General features: G+C 77.1%; 1 protein-coding gene. It reads right to left on the reverse strand.

The features are described 5' to 3' along the window. Window positions 1-37: 37 nt before the first annotated feature. Window positions 38-20011, reverse strand: a complete 19974-nt coding sequence (locus ACFVHV_RS12525) for a non-ribosomal peptide synthase/polyketide synthase (protein WP_380351049.1) — start codon at window positions 20009-20011, stop codon at window positions 38-40. Window positions 20012-20016 lie beyond the last annotated feature (5 nt).

Raw genomic sequence — 20016 nt, forward strand, 5'->3', positions numbered from 1 at the left:
TGTCGTCGGACGAACGGGTGTCGGTGGTGGTGTGCGGTCAGTGGCTTTCCCGGGCGTGCCGGGCGATCTGCCGCAGGGCGGCGGCGAAGTCCTCGGCCGCCCGGCGGACGGCCCCGGTGTCGTGCACGGCGGGCCGGTGGTGCCAGGTGAAGGCGAGGCGGCCGTGCTGGGCCGCGCCGACCACCTCCAGCGGGTGGGAGCCGCCGTCCCGGGGGTCGTGGTCCTGGCCGAAGGAGCCGAGTTCGGCGCGGACCAGGCCGTCGCCGGCGGTCTCGGGCCGGGCGTCCCACTGGCCGAGGTAGTTGAAGACGACCTGGCCGTGCCCGCCGGCGGCGAGGCGCTCGCGGACCTCGGGGGTGCCGAAGGTGCGCAGGGCGCCGAAGCCCAGGCCGTTGCCGGGCACCGCGCGCAGCTGCCGGCGCACGGACTTCACCAGGGCGCGCCAGTCGCGGTCCGGATCGGGCCGGTCGGGGTCGGGGACGTGGAAGGCGACGGGGTGGACGGTGGTGAACCAGCCGACCGTGCGGGACAGGTCGACGCCCTCCAGCAGGTCCTCCCGGCCGTGTCCCTCCAGGTCCAGGGCGATCCGCTGCTGTCCGCTCCAGCGGGCCAGGGCGAGGGCGAGCGCGGCGAGCAGCACGTCGTTGACCCGGGTGCGGTAGGCGGCGGGGGCGGCGCGCAGCAGTGACTCGGTGTCCGCCTCGTCGAGTTCGACGGTGACCGCGACGCTCTCGGCGCCGTCGCTCTCGGCGCCGTCGCTCGCGACATCGTCGTCGGCGGTGTCGTCACTCGCGGCGCCGCCCGGGTCGGCCGGGCCGCCGGGCAGGGCCGTCCGGGCGCTCACCGCCTCCTCCCAGTACGGGAGTTCGTGGTCCAGGCCGCCGTCGGCGACGTGGCCGGCGAGCCGGTGCGCCCAGTCCCGGAAGGAGGTGCCGCGCTCCCCCAGGGTGATCGCACCGCCGCGGACGGCCTGCCGGTGGGCGCTCTCCAGGTCGTCGCGCAGCACCCGCCAGGAGACGGCGTCGACGACCAGGTGGTGGGCGACCAGGAGCAGCAGGGCGGGGTGCTCCGGGTGGCCGGTGAACAGGGCGGCGCGCAGCAGCGGGCCGTGGGCCAGGTCGAAGCCGGCGTGGAGTTCGTCGGCGGCCTTGGCCATGGCCGCGTCGGCGGCCTCGGCGCTCTGCCCGGTCAGGTCGTAGCGGATCAGGAGGTCCTCGGCGGGGGCGGGCGGCGGGTTGAACTGGTGCCAGCCGGCCTCGTCGCGGGTGAAGCGCATGCGCAGCGCGTCGTGGTGTTCCAGCAGGGCGTCGAGGGCGGCGCGCAGTGCCGTCGGGTCGGGGTCGGCGCCGAGTTCGAGCAGGGTGGACTGGTTGAAGTGGTGGTGGGCGGCGCGCGGGGTGGTCAGGAACCACTCCTGGATGGGGGTGAGCGGCAGGCCGCCGGTCACCGGGCCGTCGTCCGCGCGTTCGGTGGCGGTGCGCACGACGGTGGCGAGTTCGGCCACGGTCTGGTGGCTGAACAGGTCCCGGGTGGCCAGGTGGAGGCCGTCGCGGCGCAGCCGGGACACCACCTGCATGCTGAGGATGGAGTCGCCGCCGAGCAGGAAGAAGTTGTCGTCGGCGCCGACCTCGTCGAGGCCGAGGACGTCGGCCCAGATCCGGGCGATCCGGCGTTCGAGGTCGGTCTCCGGCGCCCGGCCCGGGCCGGCGGTGGCGTGGGCGGGCCCGGGGTCGGGCAGGGCCCGGCGGTCGAGTTTGCCGTTGGGGGTGAGCGGCAGGGCGGCCAGCGGGACGAAGGCCGCGGGGACCAGGTGGGGCGGCAGGGTTTCGGCCAGGTGGAGCCGGAGTTCGAGGGCTGGCGCGCCCGCGGTGGCGTCGGTCGGGACGACGTAGCCGACGAGCCGTCCGCCGCCGGGGCCGTCGGCGCGGACGGTGACGACGGCGTCGCGCACCAGGGGGCTGCGGCGCAGGGCGCTCTCGATCTCCCCGGGTTCGATGCGGAAGCCGCGCAGCTTGATCTGTTCGTCGGCGCGGCCGGCGAACCGGAGTTGGCCGTCGGCGTCGCGGCGGGCGAGGTCCCCGGTGCGGTACATCCGGTCGCCGGGGGCGCCGTACGGGTCGGGCAGGAAGCGCTGGGCGGTGAGGCCGGGGCGGCCGAGGTAGCCGCGGGCGAGGCCGGGGCCGGCCAGGTGGAGCTCCCCGGTGACGCCGGGCGGCACCGGCCGCAGGGCGGTGTCCAGGACGTACGCGCGGGTGGCGCCGCTGGGCCGGCCGATCGCGGGGGTGCCGGTGCCGGGGGTGAGCGGGCCGGTCCAGCTGGCGACGACGGTGGCCTCGGTCGGGCCGTAGGAGTTGATCATCCGTCGGCCGGGGGCCCAGGTGTCGACCAGGTCGGCCGGGCAGGCCTCGGCGCCGACCACCAGGGTGCGCAGGTCGGGCAGGGCGGCGGCGGTCGCGGGTTCCACGGTGGCCAGGGCCGCCGGGGGGATCAGGGTGTGGCTGATCCGGCGGGCGGCGAGGACCTCGGCGAGCCGTTCGCCGACCAGCGGTCCTTCCTCGCCGGTGACCAGGGCGGCCCCGGAGAGCAGGGAGATGCACAGTTCCAGCACGGAGGCGTCGAAGCTGGGCGAGGCGAACTGGAGCACCCGGTCGCCGGGGCCGACGGCGTACTGCTCGGCGGCGGCGGCCGCGAAGACGGCGAGGCCGGCGTGGGTCACCAGGACGCCCTTGGGGGTGCCGGTGGAGCCGGAGGTGTAGATGACGTAGGCCGGGTGGGCGGGGGTGAGGGCGGTGGTGCGGTCGGCGTCGGTGGGTGCGGTGTCCGGGCCTTCGGCGGTCCAGACCCCGTCCGGGTCGTCGAGCACCAGGTGGGCGGCGGCGTCGCGGATCATGAACGCGCGCCGGGGCGCCGGGTAGTCCGGGTCGACCGGGAGGAAGGCGCCGCCGGCCTTGGCGACGGCGAGCTGGGCGACCACCATGGCCGCCGAGCGGGGCAGTGCGAGGGCGACCAGCCGCTCGGGCCCGACGCCGCGCCGGATGAGGTGGTGGGCCAGCCGGTTGGCGGCCCGGTCCAGTTCGGCGTAGCCGAGTTCGCGCTCGCCGTCGAGCAGGGCGGGTGCGTCGGGGGTGGCGGCGGCCCGGCGCTCGAACAGCTCGGGCAGGGTGGCTTCGGGCACCGGGCGGAAGGTGCCGCCGGTCTCGGCGGGCGGCGTGTCCGGTCCGGCCAGCGGCAGCGCGCCGACGGCGCGGGCCGGGTCCTGGGCGACGGCGGTCAGCAGGGTGGCGAGCTGGCCGGCCATCCGCTCGACGGTGGCCGGGTCGAACAGGTCGGTGTTGTAGGTGAGCAGGCCGTGCAGCGCGCCGCTCGCGGTCTCGACGAACTCCAGCACCAGTTCGAAGGCCGTCCGTACGGCGTCGGGCTCGATGCCGGTCACGTCGAGGCCCGGCAGGTCGGGTTCGGCGGACGGCGCGTTCTGGAGCACCACGTGGACCTGGAAGAGCGGGCTGCGGCTGGTGTCGCGCACCGGCTGGACCTCGTCGACCACCTTCTCGAAGGGCACGTCCTGGTGGGCGAAGGCGTCCAGGACGGTCTGCCGCACCTCGCCGAGGAGGGCGTCGAAGGACTGGCCGGGTTCCACCCGGGAGCGCAGCACCAGGGTGTTGACGAAGAATCCGACCAGCTGCTGGATCTCGGGCCGGTGCCGGCCGGAGGTGATGGTGCCGACGGTGATGTCGGTGTCCCCGCAGAGCCGGGCCAGGTAGGCCTGGGACGCGGCGACCAGGGTGGTGAACAGGGTGGCGCCGCGCTCCCGGCCGACCTCGGCCAGCCGGCGGGCGGTGTCGGCGGGCAGTTCCAGGCGGACGGTGGCGGCGTTGGCGGCGTTGGCGGTGCGCACCGCGGGCCGGGGCCGGTCGGTGGGCAGCCGCGGCGGTACCACGCCGGTCAGTTGGCGCTTCCAGTAGGCGAGCTGTTCCCCGCTGGGGGCCCCTTCGGTGCGCTGCCAGTGGGCGTAGTCGGCGTACTGCACCGGCAGTGGCGCCAACTCGGCTTCCGTGGAGTCGAGTTCGGCACGGTAGAGGTGGGCGAGGTCGGTGAGCAGCACGCCGGTGGACCAGCCGTCGGTGACCATGTGGTGCAGGGTCAGCGCCAGCACGTGTTCGTGGTCGGCCAGCCGGGCCAGGGTGGCGCGCAGCAGGGGTCCGCGGCGCAGGTCGAAGGGGCGGGCGCGTTCGGCGGCGAGCAGGTCGCGCAGGGCCTGCGGCCGTTCGTCGGCGGGCCGGCCGGAGAGGTCGTGCAGCGGCAGCGGGACGACGTGCGGCGGGTTGACCAGCTGGACGCCGTGGCCGTCGACGCTGTCGAAGGTGGTGCGCAGCGACTCGTGCCGGGCCGTCAGGGCGTCCAGGGCCGCGCCGAGGGCGCCGGGGTCGAGGGTGCCGCGCAGCCGCAGCGCGAGCGCGACGTTCTCGGCGACGCCGGGGGTGAACTCCTCCAGGAACCAGAGGCGTTGCTGGGCGTGGGACATCGGGGCCGCGCCCGTGCGGGGCACCGGGACGACGGGCGGGCGGGCCGGGGTGCCGGACGCCTCGGTGAGCAGCCGGGCCAGGCCGGCCGGGGTGGGGTGGTCGAAGACCGCGCGGGGGCCGAGGTCGGCGCCGAAGGCCTCGGCGAGGCGGGCGGCGAGCCGGATGCTGAGGATGGAGTCGCCGCCCAGTGCGAAGAAGTCCTCGTCCGTGCCGGGCGGGCGGATGCCGAGGACCTCGGCGAAGACCTCGGCGGTGCGGTGTTCGGCGGCGGTGCGCGGTTCGACGCGGGCGCGGCGCCCGTGGCCGGGCCGCTCCTCGGGCGCCGGGAGGGCGGCGCGGTCGACCTTGCCGTTGCGGCTCAGCGGGAGGGCGGGGAGCGGGACGACGGCGGCCGGGACGAGGTAGTCGGGCAGGGTGCGGGCGGCGAAGGCCCGCAGTTCCTCGGGGTCGACGGCGCCGACCGGGTAGGCGACCAGCCGGCGGGCGCCGGGCCGGTCCTCCCGGACGACCACGGCGACGTCGGTGACCTTCGGGTGGGCGGCGAGGGCGGCCTCCACCTCGCCGGGCTCGACCCGGAAGCCGCGGATCTTCACCTGGTCGTCGGCGCGGCCGAGGAACTCGACGGTGCCGTCGGGGCGGCGCCGGGCGAGGTCCCCGGTGCGGTACATCCGGGCGCCGGGCGGGCCGGAGGGGTCGGCGAGGAAGCGGGCGGCGGTGGCGCCGGGGCGGCCGAGGTAGCCGCGGGCCAGGCCCTCGCCGGCCAGGTAGAGCTCGCCCGCGCAGCCCGGCGGGACGGGCCGCAGCCGGCCGTCCAGGACGTGCACCCGCCGGTCGTCCAGCGGGCGGCCGATCGGGACGGTGTCGGGTACGGCCGCGGCGTCCGGGAGGGCGTGGGCGGTGGCGAAGGTGGTGGTCTCGGTGGGGCCGTAGCCGTCCGTGACGGTCAGTCCGGGGCAGGCCGCCAGGACGCGGCGCACGGCGGCGGCGGGCACCACGTCGCCGCCGGTCCACAGGGCCCGCAGGCCGGTGAAGCAGTCCGGCGCGTCCTGGGCGAGCAGCCGGAACAGTCCGGCGGTGAGCCACAGCGCCGTCGGTCCGTCCGGTCCGGCGAGGCGGCGCAGCAGTGCGGCGTCCACCGGACCGGCGGGGGCGACGAGCACGCAGCCGCCGTTCAGCAGCGGCGCCCACACCTCGAAGGTGGCGGCGTCGAAGGCGACCGGCGAGTGCAGCAGCACCCGGGCGCAGCTGCCGTCGGTGAAGCGGCTGTCGGTGGCGAGCGAGGCCACGTCGCGGTGCCGGACGGCGACGGCCTTGGGTTCGCCGGTGGAGCCGGAGGTGTACATCACGTACGCCAGCCGGTCGGGGTCGGCGGGCGGAAGGTGCGGGGCGGCCTCACCGGTCCGTGCGGCGGCGACCTGTTCGGCGGTCAGCCGGTGGGCGGCGCCGGCCCGGTCGAGCAGGGCGCGGCGGCGCTCCTCGGGGGCGCGAAGGTCGACGGGCAGGTAGGCGCCGCCCGCCTTGAGGACGGCCAGTTGGGCGACGACGAGTTCGGTGCCGCGGTCCAGTGCCAGTGCCACCCGGTCCTCGGGGGCCAGGCCGTCGGCGAGCAGCCGGGCGGCCAGCCGGTCGGACCAGTCGTCGAGCCCGCGGTACGTCAGTTCCCGCTCGCCGTCGCGCACGGCGGGGGCGTCGGGGGTGCGGCGGGCCTGCTCGGCGAAGATCCCCAGCGGGCTGCGCGGCACCGGCGGGCGGGCGGTGGCGTGCCAGGCGGCCAGCAGTTCGCGGTCGGCCGCGGTGAGCGGGTCCAGCGCGGCGAGGTCGCCGTCCAGGCCGTCGGCGAGGGCGGTCAGCAGCAGGGCGAGGCGGTCGGCGGCGTCCCGGACGGTGCCGTCGTCGAACAGGGCGGGGTCGTAGGCCAGGTCGAAGGCGAGCTGCCCGCTGAGGTGGGCGCGCAGGCACCAGGGGAAGGTGGTGGCGTCGTCGGCGCGCACCTCGACCACCCGCACGCCGGTGCGGTCCGCGGCCGACTCGTCGACGGGGTAGTTCTCGAACACCAGCATGCTGTCGAACAGCGGTTCCCCGGCGGGCAGTTCGCTCAGCGCCTGGATCCGGGGCAGCGCCAGGTGGTCGTGGCGGCGGCCGTCGCTCTGCCGGTCCTGGAGGTCCCGCAGCCAGGGCAGCACGCCGCCGGTCGCGGGCGGCCGGACCCGGGCCGGCACGGTGTTGATGAACAGGCCGATCATCGTCTCGACGCCGGGCAGTTCGGCCGGCCGCCCGGAGACGGTGGTGCCGAAGACGACGTCCGCGGTGCCGCCGTAGCGGGCCAGCAACAGCGCCCAGGCCCCCTCGACCAGGGTGTTGACGGTCAGTCCGGCGGCGGCGGCGTTCTCCCGCAGCCGGGCGGAGAGCGCCTCGTCGAGGGCGCGGTGGACGGCGGCGGTGGCCCGGGCCCGGTGCGCTCCGGCGGGCCGGCGGTCGTAGGGCAGCGCGGTCCGTTCGGTGAACCCGGCCAGGGCGCCGCTCCAGTGGTCCTCGGCGGCCTGTTCGTCCTGCTCGCGCAGCCAGGCCAGGAAGTCCGCGAACGGGCGCCGGACCGGGCGGGGCGCCTGCGGTCCGCCGGTGAGCGCCGCGTACTCCTCGCACACCTCGGTGAGCAGCTGTCCGGTGCTCCAGCCGTCCAGGATCACGTGGTGGGTGGACCAGAGCAGCAGCACCTCCTCGCCGGGCAGCGCGGCCAGGGCCAGCCGGCTGAGCGGCGCGGTGCCCAGGTCCAGCCCGGCGGCCCGCTCCTCGGCGAGCAGCCGTTCGGTCCCCTGGGCGCGCTGTTCGGCCGTCAGCGCGCGCCAGTCCAGGTGGCGGACGGGCAGGGCGGCTCGGCGCGCGACCAGCTGGACGGGGTGCGGCAGGCCGCGCCAGTGCACGGAGGTGCGCAGCGCCGGGGTGCGGTCGGCGACCTGCTGCCAGGCCGCGGCGAAGGCCGCCGGGTCGGCGACGCCGGCCAGCCGTACGGCGATCCGGTCCACGTAGGCGCCGTCCTCGTCGACCAGGCCGTGGAAGAGCATGCCGGACTGCAGGGGGGTGAGCGGCAGCACGTCCTCGGTGTCGCGGCCGTCGCCGACCAGGGTGTCCAGCCGCTCCTGGTCGAGGCCGGCCAGCGGGAAGTCGGACGGGGTGCGGCCGCCGGCGCCGGGGCTCGCGCAGTGCTCGGCCAGCTCGCGCAGCGCCTGGAGGGTCTGCTCGGCGAGGGCGCGGACGGTGGCCTCGTCGTAGCGGGCCGCGGGGTAGGTCCAGCCCAGTTCGAGCCGGCCGTCCTGGACCGCCCCGATGACGTCCAGCAGGTGGGGGCGGGGCTCGTCGGGGTCGGTGTCCCGTCCGGCCGGGGGCAGCGAGCCGCGCAGCAGCCCGTCGGCGGCGGCGCTGCGGCTGTCCCACTGGCCGTGGTAGTTGAAGCCGATCAGCGGCGCGGCCGCGTCGGCCGGCAGGGCGGACGGGTGCAGGTGGCGCAGGGCGCCGTGGCTGAGTCCGCGCAGCGGGACGGCGCGCAGCTGCTCCTTGACCGAGCGCAGGGTGTCGTGCCAGCCGGCCCCGGGGTCGACGTGCAGGGCGAGCGGGAACTCGGCGGTGAACCAGCCGACCGTCCGGGAGAGGTCCTGGTCGGCGAAGAGGTCCTCGCGGCCGTGGCCCTCCACCCCGATCAGCACCGAGTCGCGGCCGCACCAGCGGGCCAGGGTGCGGCCCAGCGCGCTGAGCAGGACGTCGTTGACCTGGGTGCGGTAGACCTCCGGGACGTGCCGCAGCAGCGCCTCGGTGGTCCGCTCGTCCAGGGTGACGGTGACGGTGGCGGCGGTGCCGTGGGTGTTGGGGCCGGGCCGCCCCTCGGGCAGCCCGGCCGGGGCCTCGCCGGTGCGGGTCCAGTACGCGCTGTCGCCGTCCAGGGCGCCGGAGCGGGTGTGCCGCTCCAGCCGGGCGGCCCAGCGGGTGCAGGAGGTGCCCGGCTCGGGCAGCCGGACGGGTGCGCCGGTGCGGGCGGCGCGGTAGGCCGCTTCGAGGTCGGCGAGCAGGATGCGCCAGGAGACGCCGTCGACGGCCAGGTGGTGGATCGTCAGGACGAGCTGGCCGGCCCGGTCGGCGCCGTCGTCGAAGAACAGGGCGCGCAGCATCCGGCCCTCGACCGGGTCGAGGGAGCGCTGCGCCTCGTCGGCGGCGCGCTGCACCTGCGCTTCCGCCGTGGCCGGGTGGTGGGTGAAGACGCCGTCCGGTGCCTGCTCCAGGACCTCCTGGTGCCAGCCGGTTCCGCCCCGGCGGAAGCGGGTGCGCAGCGCCGGGTGGTGCTCCGCCAGGGCGAGCACCGCGGTCCGCAGGGCGGCCGGGTCGGTGCCCGGGGCCAGGGCCAGCCGCTGGGTCATGGTGAAGCGCAGCGCCTCGCCCTCCCGGCGGCCGTCGAGGTACCAGTGCTGGATCGGGGTGAGCGGCGCCTCGGCGGGCTCGGCCTCGTCCGCCTCCGCCCGTACCGACGACTCACCGGCGCACAGGGCGAGTTCGGCGACGTTCTGGTAGCGGAAGACGTCCTTGGTGGTGAGGCCGAGGCCGGCGGCGCGGGCCCGGGAGACGATCTGGATGCTGAGGATGGAGTCGCCGCCGAGGGCGAAGAAGTTGTCCCGGGCGCCGACCCGTTCCACGCCCAGCACCTCGGCCCAGATCGCGGCGAGCCGCTGCTCGGTGCCGGGGCGCGGGGCGACGTACGGGGTGGTGCGGTCCGGCTGGGCGGGCGGGGCGGGCAGGGCCCGCCGGTCGGTCTTGCCGCTGACGGTGCGCGGGACGCGGGCCAGCGGGACGAACGCGGTGGGCACCAGGTGGTCGGGCAGGGTGCGGCGCAGCCAGGCCCGCAGTTCCTCGGCGGGCGGCACCCGGTCGCCGGCCGGCACCGGGTAGCCGACCAGCAGGGTCCGGCCGCCCTGTTCGCGGGCGGCGACGGCGCAGTCCGCGAGGTCGGGGTGGGTCAGCAGGGCGGCCTCCACCTCGCCGGGCTCGATCCGGAAGCCGCGGATCTTGACCTGCTCGTCGGCCCGGCCGAGGAACTCCAGCTGTCCTTCGGCGTCCCAGCGGGCCAGGTCGCCGGTGCGGTACATCCGGGTGCCGGGGGCGCCGAACGGGTCGGCGAGGAAGCGGCCGGCGGTCAGCCCGGGCCGGTTCAGGTAGCCGCGGGCGACCTGTTCCCCGGCCAGGTACAGCTCCCCGGGCATCCCCGGCGGCACCGGGCGCAGCGCGCCGTCGAGCACGTGGGCGGTGACGCCGCGGCCCGGCCGGCCGATCACCGGGCGCCCGGGGTGGTCCGCGCAGCGGGCGTAGGCGGCGTCGACGGTGCACTCGGTGGGCCCGTACAGGTTGTAGGTGCTGATGCCGTACTCGGCCTGGGCCGCGCACAGGTCCCGCCAGGTGGCGGCGGGGATCGCCTCGCCGCCGAGCTGCAGCAGCCGGGGGTGGTGGGGGGCGGGGGCGAACAGTCCGGCGGTGGTGAGTTCGCGCAGCAGGGAGGGGGTGACGTTGACGACGTCGAGCCGCTGGTCGACGATCCGGGCGAGGAAGGCCTGCGGGTCCAGCCGGACGTCCTCGTCGATCAGGTGGAGTTCCTGGCCGGAGACCAGCAGCAGCGGGCCCTCCCAGCTGGTGTCGAAGGAGAGGGAGGCGCTGAGGGCGACCTTCAGCCGGCCGCCGTCGGCGGTGTGCGGGGCGAGCATCCCCTCCCGGTGGTCGCGGCAGAGGTTGACCAGCTGGCGGTGCTCGACGACCACGCCCTTGGGACGGCCGGTGGAGCCGGAGGTGTGGATCAGGTAGGCGGCGTGCCCGGGCAGCAGCGGGGCGGTCCGTTCGGCGTCGGTGAGGTCGTGGCCGGGCAGGGCCTCCCACGGCACCTCCCGCAGGGTGTGCTCGGTCAGTACCGTGCGCGGCCGGGTGTCGTCGAGCAGCAGGGCGGCCCGCTCCTCGGGCAGGTCCGGGTCGACGAACTGGAGGACGGCGCCGGCCTTGAGCACCGCGAACAGCGCCACCAGCAGGTCGGAGGTGCGCGGCAGCCGGACGGCGACCACCTGCTCCGGGCCGGCGCCGAGGGCGGCCAGGTGGCGGGCGAGGCGGTTGGCCCGGGTGTTGAGCGCGGCGAAGTCCAGGGTGGCGTCGCGGGCGACCAGCGCGGTGGCGTCCGGGGTGCGGGCGGCCTGCTCCTCGAACAGGGCGGTGAAGGTGGTGTCGGGCCCGGGCAGCGGCTCGCCGCGCCCCTGCCGCAGGACCCGCTCCCGCTCCTGCCCGGTCATCAGCGGCAGCGCCCCGACGGCCGTGTCGGGCGCGTCGGCGGCGGCCGCCAGCAGGGTGGTCAGCCGGTCGGCGAGCTGCCGGGCGGTGCGGGCGTCGAAGAGCCCGGTGCTGTACTCCAGGTAGCCGGTCAGGCCGCCGTCGTGCTCGGCGAAGTCGAAGGAGAGGTCGAAGGTGGCGTTGCGGACGGGCGGCGTGAGGGGTTCCACCGTCAGGCCGGGCAGCCGGGGCGCCTCGGCGCCGAGGTTGTGCAGCGCCACCATCACCTGGAACAGCGGGGTGCGGCTGGTGTCGCGCTCCGGCTGGAGGACGTCCACCAGCCGTTCGAAGGGCACCTCCTGGTGGGCCATGGCGTCCAGGACGGTGGCCTGCGCGGCGGTCAGCAGCTCGTGGAAGGACAGCTCGGGGCGGATGTCGCCGCGCAGCACCAGGGTGTTGACGAACATGCCGACCACGTCGTGGAGTTCGCCCTGTTCGCGGCCGGAGGTGACGGTGCCGACGGCGATGTCCGTCTGCCCGGTCCAGCGGGCCAGCAGCACCTGGCAGGCGGCCAGCAGGACGGTGTAGAGGGTGCCGTCGGCCGCCCGGCCGCGCTCGCGCAGCCGGGCGGTCAGCTCGGCGGGCAGGGTGAAGGTGACCAGCGCGCCCTCCCGGGTGCGCACCGCCGGGCGCGGCCGGTCGGTGGGCAGCTCCAGCGGGGCCAGGCCGTCCAGGGTCCGGCGCCAGTGGTCGAGGTCGGCCTCGGCGGCGGCGGTGCGGGTGCGCTGCCAGGCCGCGTAGTCGGTGTACCGGACGGGCGGCTCGGGCAGCCGCGGGCGGCGGCCTTCGAGGGCGGCGGCGTACAGCTCGCCGAGGTCGCGGCCGAGCACGCCCATCGACCAGCCGTCGGTGGCGATGTGGTGCACCGCCAGGGCGAGGACGTGCTCGTCGGCGGCGGTGCGCAGCAGGCGGGCGCGCAGCACCGGGCCGGCTTCGAGGTCGAAGGGGGTGGCGGCGATCCGCTCCAGGCGGGCGTCCAGACCGGCCGGCGGGACGTCCTCGCGGGGCAGTTCCACGTGGTACGGCGGACGCACCACCTGCCGGGCCCGGCCGTCCCGTTCGGCGTAGGTGGTCCGCAGTGCCTCGTGCCGCTCGACCAGGGCGTCCAGGGCGCCGCCGAGCACGGCCCGGTCGAGGGTGCCGCGCAGCCGCAGGACGGACAGCGAGGTGTACTCGGTGCTGCCGGGCTCGAAGCGGTCGAGGAACCAGAGCCGCTGCTGGGCGTAGGAGAGCGGCGGTTCGCTGCCCGGGTCGGCGGCGGGAACGACGGCCGGGACGGCGGTCCGCGCGGCGCCCGGGCCCGGCTCGCCGAGCGCCCCGGCGAGGTCGGCGAGCACGGGGTGGGTGAACAGCAGCCGGGGCGAGAGGTCGGCGGAGCCGAAGGCGGCGCGCAGCCGGGCGGTGACCCGCACGGCGAGGATGGAGTCGCCGCCGAGGGCGAAGAAGTCGTCCTCGGCGCCGATCGGGCCGGCGTCCAGGACCTCCGTCCAGGCCCGGGCGACCAGCCGCTCGGCGGGGGTGCGGGGGGCGGTGCGCTCGCGGCCGGCGGCGTAGCCGTCCGGTCCGGGCGCCGGCAGGGCGCGCCGGTCGAGCTTGCCGTTGGGGGTGAGCGGCAGGGCGGTCAGCGGCACGTAGGCGGCGGGCACCAGGTAGGCGGGCAGCAGCCGTTCCAGGTGGGCGCGCAGCTCGGCGGCGCCCGGGGGCCGCAGCGGGTCCGCGCCGACGACGTGGGCGACCAGCCGGCGGGTGCCGGCGGCGTCCTCGTGGACGCCGACGGTGGCCAGGCCCACGCCGGGGTGGGTCTGGAGGGCGGCCTCGATCTCGCCGGGTTCGATCCGGTAGCCGCGGATCTTGACCTGCTGGTCGGCGCGGCCCAGGTAGCGCAGGGTGCCGTCGGCCTGCCAGCGGGCCCGGTCGCCGGTGCGGTACATCCGGGTGCCGGGGGCGCCGAACGGGTCGGCGAGGAAGCGGCCGGCGGTCAGCCCGGGCCGGTTGAGGTAGCCGCGGGCCAACCCCTCGCCCGCCACGTACAGTTCGCCGACCGCGCCCGGGGGCAGCGGGGCCAGGTCGTCGTCGAGCACGTACAGCCGCAGGTCGGCGATGCCGGTGCCGATCGGGCCGGGGCCGCCGGCGGTGGCGGTGGCGAGGTCCAGCGCGGTGTGGGTGACGTGCACGGTGGTCTCGGTGATGCCGTACATGTTCACCAGGCGCGGCGCGTCCTCGGGGTGGCGCCGGTACCAGTCGGCGAGCCGGGTGACGTCCAGCGCCTCGCCGCCGAAGACCACCGTGCGCAGCGCCAGCCGGGCGGAGACCTCCGGGAGCCGGGCGTCGGCGCGGGCCAGCTGGTGGAAGGCGGACGGGGTCTGGTTGAGGACGGTGACCCGCTCGTCGGCGAGCAGCCGCAGGAAGTCCTCCGGGGAGCGGGCGGTGTCCTCGGGCACCACCACCAGCCGGCCGCCGTGCAGCAGCGGGCCCCACAGCTCCCAGACCGAGAAGTCGAAGGTGTAGGAGTGGAAGAGCGTCCAGACGTCCTCGGCGCCGAAGCCGAACAGCTCCCGGGTCCGCTCGAAGAGCCGTACCACGTTGGCGTGCGGCACCACGACGCCCTTGGGGCGGCCGGTGGAGCCGGAGGTGTAGATGGCGTAGGCGGGGCTTTCGGGCAGCGGGCGGTGGCCGGGGCCTCCCCGCGGGCCGAGCGGGCCGGCCGGGCGCCGGGCCAGGTCGGCGCGCACCCCGGGGTCGGCCAGGGCGAGGACGGGCACGTCGACGCCGGTCGGCCCGTCCGGGGCCTCCAGCGTCTCCGGGGTCTCCCGCGTCTCCGGGGCCTCCATGGTCACCAGGGCCACCGGGGCGGCGTCGCGCAGCAGTTCGGCTCTGCGTTCGGCGGGCAGGGCCGGGTCGAGCGGCAGGTAGGCCGCGCCGGTCTTGAGGACGGCGAGGACGGCCACCACCAGCTCGGCGGTACGGGGCAGCGCGAGGGCGACGTACCGCTCGGGGCCGGCGCCGAACTCGGCCAGCCGGTGGGCGAGCCGGTCGGCCCGGGCGTCCAGCTCGGCGTAGTCGACGTGCTCCTCGCCGCAGGTGACGGCCTCGGCGTCCGGGGTGCGGGCGGCCTGCTCCTCGAAGAGCTCGACCAGGCTGCGCCCGGGCCGGCCCTGCGCGGTGCCGTTCCAGTCGACCAGCAGCCGGCGCCGCTCCTCGGCGGTGGTCCAGGCCAGCGCGCGCAGCGGGCGGTCCAGTCCGGCGGCCAGCTCGGTGAGCAGCAGGCAGAGCCGCTCGGCGAGGGCGCGCACGGTCGCCGCGTCGAACAGGCCGGGGTCGTAGGCGAGGTCGAAGCCGACCTGCCCGCCCTGGTAGGCGCGCAGCACCAGCGGGAAGCTGGTGGCGTCCCGGGAGGAGACCTCGGCCAGGCGCACCCCGGTGCCGGCGGCCCGGGCGTCGTCGAAGGGGTAGTTCTCGAAGGCGACGATGCTGTCGAACAGCGCGCTGCCGGACGGGACGTCGCTGTAGCCGGTGAGTTCGGCGAGCGAGACCGCCGAGTGCCGGCGGGCCTCGGCCTGGTCGTCCTGGAGTTCCCGCAGCCAGTGGGCGGCGGTGCGGGCGCCGTCCACCCGGACCCGGGTGGGCAGGGTGTTGATGAACATGCCGATCATCGACTCGACGCCGGGCAGTTCCTCGGGCCGGCCGGAGACGGTGGTGCCGAACAGTACGTCCGGTTCGCCGCTGCAGCGGGAGAGCAGCAGCGCCCAGGCGCCCTGGACCACGGTGCCCAGGGTCAGCCCGGCGTGGCGGGCGGTGCGGGCGAGCCGCTCGGAGACCTCCTCGGACAGGGCGGCGCTGTGGCTGCCGGCCGAGCGGGCCCGGTGGGCCTCGTGCCGCACCCGGTCGGCGGGCAGCGGGGTGGCGGTGGCGAAGCCGTCCAGGACGGACCGCCAGTGGGCGCGGGCGGCCCCGGCGTCCTGCCCGGCGAGCCAGTGGACGTAGTCGGCGAAGGGCCGGCGCACCGCCGGGGCGGGCGCCGCGCCGGTGGTGAGCGCCGCGTACTCGGCGAACACGTCGGTGAGCACCTGGGCGAGGCTCCAGCCGTCCAGGATCAGGTGGTGGGAGGTCCACAGCAGCTGGACCCGGGCCTCGGGCAGCCGGACCACGGTGAGCCGGGTGAGCGGGGCGGTGGCGATGTCCAGGCCGAGGGCGAGGTCCTCGGCGCGCAGCCGGGCCAGCCGTTCGGCGCGCTCGGCCGGGTCGGCGGCCCGCAGGTCCAGGTGGGTCACCGGCAGCCGGACGCCCCGGCGCACCACCTGGAGCGGGGCGGGGACGCCCTCCCATACCACCGAGGTGCGCAGCGCGGGCGTGCGGTCGGCGACCCGCTGCCAGGCCAGGGCGAGGGCGTGCGGGTCGGCGACGCCCTCCAGCAGCAGGGCGGCCTGGTCCAGGTAGACGTCGTCCTCGCCGCCGACCAGGCGGTGGAAGAGCATGCCCTCCTGGAGCGGGGTGAGCGGCAGCAGGTCCGTCACGTCCCGGCCGTCGCCGACCAGCCGGTCCAGCGTCTCCTGGTCGAGCCCGGCGAGCGGGAAGTCGGAGGGGGTTCGGCCGCCGGCGCCGGGGCTCGCGCAGTGCTCGACGATGGCGCCCAGGGCGGTGGTCACGGCCTCGGCCAGCCGCCGGACGGTGTCGGCCTCGTGGACCACGTCGCTGTAGTGCCAGGTGAGTTCGAGTTCGCCGTCGGCGACCACGGCGGAGACGTCGAGCAGGTGGGCCGGCGGCTCGTCCGGGGCGAGGTCCGGGCCGGGGGCCGGCCCGGCGGGGGCGAAGTCGCCGGCCTCGGGGGCGGTCCACTGGCCGTGGTAGTTGAAGCAGACCTGCGGCAGCGGGACGTCCCGCAGGGCCCCGGCGCCCTCGGCGGGCGAGCCGAGCCGGGCGAGGGCCTCGTAGCCCAGGCCGCGGCGGGGCACGGCCCGCAGCCGCTCCTTGACCTGCTTGAGGGTGGCGGCCCAGTCGGGGGCGTCGGCGGGGCCGGCCGGGGCGAGGGTGACGGGGTACTGGGTGGTGAACCAGCCGACGGTGCGGGACAGGTCGAGGTCGTCGAAGAGGTCCTCGCGGCCGTGGCCCTCCAGGGCGACGGTGACCCGCCCGGTGCCGGTCCAGTCGGCGAGGGCCCGGCCCAGGGCGCTGAGCAGCACGTCGTTGACCTGGGTGCGGTAGACCTCGGGGACCTTGCGCAGCAGCGCCCCGGTGGTGGCCCGGTCGAGCCGGCTGCGCAGGGTGCGCACCGAGCCGGCCGTGGGGGTGCCGGGCAGGTCGACGGGCAGCGGCTCGGCGGGGGCGGCGGTCTCGGCGCTCCAGTACGGCAGGTCGGCGTCCAGGCCGCCGGCCCGGACGAGTGCGGCGAGCCGGTGGGCCCAGTCGGTGAACGCGGTGGGCTCGGGCGCGGGCTCGGGGGTGGCGCCCGCGGCGGCCCGCCGGTAGGCCTCGGGCAGCTCGGCGAGCAGCACCCGCCAGGAGACGCTGTCCACGGCGAGGTGGTGGGCGGTCAGGAAGAGCTGGGGCCGCTCCCCGTCGGCGGGGCGGAACAGGACGGCGCGCAGCAGGGCGCCGGTGGCCGGGTCCAGTTCGGCGCGGGCGGCCTCGGCGGCCGCGGTCCGGTCCGCGCCCGGGTCGAGGGCGGTCAGCGGTCCCGCGGCGTCGGCGACCGGTTCCTGGCGCCAGCCGGCCCCGGTGCGGGTGAAGCGGGTACGCAGCGCGGGGTGGGCGGCCACCAGGACGGTCAGTGCCCGTTCCAGGGCCGGTTCGTCCAGGTCGTGCGGCAGGTCGAGCAGCATCGACATGGTGAAGTGGCGCAGCGGACCGTGGGCGGCGAAGAACCACTCCTGGACGGGGGTGAGCGGGGCGGGCCCCTCCTCCCGGTGCCGCTCGACGGCGGCCCCGGCGCCGGCGGTGCGGGCGGCGGCGGCCAGGTCGGCGACGGTCTGGTGGCGGAAGACGTCCTGGGAGCCGATCCGCAGGCCTTCGGCGCGGGCCCGGGAGACGGCCTGGATGCTCAGGATCGAGTCGCCGCCGAGTTCGAAGAAGTTGTCGGTGACGCCGACCCTGGGCACGCCGAGCACCTCGGCCCAGATGGCGGCGAGGGTCTCCTCCTCCGGGGTCCGCGGGGCGACGAACTCCCCTTCCCGGGCCTCGGTCTCGGGGGCGGGCAGGGCGCGGCGGTCGAGCTTGCCGCTGGTGCCGAGCGGCAGCGCGTCGAGCACGGTGAAGGAGGACGGCACCAGGTGGTCGGGCAGCACCCGGCGCAGGGCGGCGCGCAGTTCGGCGAAGGGGCGGACGGCGCCGTCGGCGAACACCAGGTAGGCGGCCAGCCGGTTCTGTCCGTGGGCGTCGGGGACGGCGACCACGGCGGCCGCGGCGACCTCCGGCAGGTCGAGCAGGGCGGCCTCGATCTCGCCGGGTTCGATCCGGTGGCCGCGCACCTTGACCTGGTCGTCGGCGCGCCCGAGGTACTCCAGGCGCCCGTCGGCGGTCCAGCGGGCCAGGTCGCCGGTGCGGTACATCCGGCTGCCGGGCGGCCCGTACGGGTCGGCGGTGAAGCGGGCGGCGGTCAGGCCGGGGCGGCCGGCGTAGCCGCGGGCGACCTGTTCGCCGGCCAGGTGGAGTTCGCCGCTCACCCCGGGCGGCACCGGCCGGAGCCGCCCGTCCAGGACGTAGGCGCGGACGTTGGGCAGCGGGCGGCCCACCAGCGGCCGGTCCCCGCCGTCGATCCGGCAGGCGAGCGCGTCGACGGTGCACTCGGTGGGGCCGTAGTAGTTGTAGGCGGCCGTCCCGGGGCGGGCGGCGAGTTCGCGCCAGAGCCGGGGGGCGACCGCCTCGCCGCCGAGCATCAGTACCCGGGGGCGGTGGCGGGGGTCGTCGAGCAGCCCGGCGGGCAGCAGTTGGCGCAGGTAGGAGGGGGTGAGGTCGAGGAAGTCGATCCGGTGGCGCACGACGTACTCGACCAAGGCGGCCGGGTCCATCCGGGTGGTCTCGTCGACCAGGTGCAGCGGGTGGCCGTCGGCCAGCAGCAGCAGGCCCTCCAGCGAGGTGTCGAAGGAGAGGGAGGCGGTCAGCGCGACGTTCAGCGGCCCGCCGCCGGCGTCGGCGACGAAGCCGGCCCGGTGGGCGGCGAGCAGGTGGGCCAGGGCGCGGTGCGGGACGGTGACGCCCTTGGGGCGGCCGGTGGAGCCGGAGGTGTAGAGCACGTACGCGGTGGTCGAGAGGTCCGGCGGGGCGAGCGGGCCGGTGGCGCCGGTGTCGTCGCCGGTGTCCGGGTCACCGGGGTCGGTGTCCGCCAGGGCGCGCAGGGTCTCCTCGTCCAGCAGCAGGGCCGGGCGGGCGTCCTGAAGCAGGTACTGGACGCGCTCCTCGGGCAGCGCCGGGTCCAGCGGCAGGTAGCCGGCGCCGGACTTCCAGACCGCGAGGACGGCCACCACCAGGTCGGCGGTGCGCGGCAGCCGCAGCGCGACCAGCCGTTCGGGGCCGGCGCCGCGGGCGATCAGGTGGCGGGCGAGCCGTTCGGCGCGGGCGTCGAGGGTCGCGTAGTCGAGCCGCTCCTCCCCGGCGACCAGGGCGAGGGCGTGCGGGGTGAGGGCGGCCCGGCGGCGGAACAGTTCGGGGTGGCTCACGGCTTCGACGGGCAGCGCGGTGGCGTTCCAGTCCCGGGTGACCCGCTCGGTCTCCCGCGCGGAGAGCAGCGGCAGGGTGGCGAGCGGGCGGTCCGGTTCGGCGGCGGCGCCCTCCAGCAGCCGCAGCAGCTGGTCGGCCGTCCGGCGGGCGGTGGGGGCGTCGAAGAGGTCGGCCCGGTACTCCAGGACGCCGGTGAGCGCCTCGCCGTCGGGGACGAACTCCACGCTGAGGTCGAAGGTGGCGGCCTGCCGGGGCACGGTGACCGGGGCGGTGGCGAGTCCGTGCGGGTCACCGGCCGCGGCCGGGGCGGGGTGCAGCAGCACCAGCACGTCGAACAGCGGGTTGCGGCCGGCCTCGCGGGGCGCGCCGACCGCCTCGACGATCCGCTCGAACGGCGTGTCGCCGTGGGCGAGGGCGTCGTTGCCGGTGGCGGTGGCGGCCGCGAGCAGCTCGCGGAAGGAGGCGTCGGGCGCCACCCGGGTGCGCAGGACCACCGTGTTGACGAAGCAGCCGACGGCCCGTTCCAGCTCGGTGCGGGTGCGGCCGGCCATCAGGGAGCCGACGGTGACGTCCTCCTGGCCGGACCAGCGGGCCAGCAGCGCCTGGGTGCCGGCCACCAGCGCGGTGTTGAGGGTGCCCTGCCGTTCGGCGGCGAGTTCGCGCAGCCGGGCGGTGAGCGGCGCGGGGACGGTGAAGGTGTGCAGGGCGCCGGGGCCGGCCTCCTCGCCGCGCCGGGGGTGGTCCAGCGGCAGGTCCGGCGGCACCGCGCCGGCCAGCTTCTCCTTCCAGTGGGCGAGTTGCTTCTCCAGCCGGTCGCCGGAGAGCTGCTCGCGCTGCCACACCGCGAAGTCGGGGTACTGGGCGGCGACCTCGGGCAGCCCGGGTTCGGCGCCGCGGGCCAGGGCGTCGTAGGCGGTGCACAGTTCGTCCAGGACGACGCCCATGGACCAGCCGTCGGTGACGATGTGGTGGGCGGTCAGCTGCAGCACGTGGGCGTGCGGCGACTCGGCCACCAGCAGGGCGCGCAGCAGCGGCCCGCGGGCGAGGTCGAAGGGCCGGGAGTACTCCTGGAGCAGGACGGCGTCCAGGCTCTCGCCGTCGGCCGGTGTGCGGACCGGCAGGTCGACCGGCCCGGCCGGCAGGACGGTCTGCGCCGGCCGGCCGTCGCTCTCCGCGAAGGTGGTGCGCAGCGCCTCGTGGCGCGCCACCACGGCGGTCAGCGCCGCGGCGAGGGCCGCGCGGTCCAGCGCGCCGGTGAACCGCAGGGCGACGGCGCTGTTGTAGCGCGGGTCGCCGGGGCGCAGCCGGTCCAGGAACCAGAGCCGCTGCTGGACGAAGGAGGGCGGCAGCGGCCGGCTGCGGTCGGCGCGCGGGATGGCCCGGTCGGCGGCGGCCTGCGCGGTGCCGGCCCGGCCGGCCAGCCGCCGGCGCAGGGCCTCGCGCAGGTCGGCGGGCAGGGCGGCGGCGCGGTCTCGCTTCGAAGTCGTCATGGTCG

It is taken from the genome of Kitasatospora sp. NPDC127116 (assembly GCF_042677365.1).
Lineage (GTDB): Bacteria > Actinomycetota > Actinomycetes > Streptomycetales > Streptomycetaceae > Kitasatospora > Kitasatospora lactacystinica.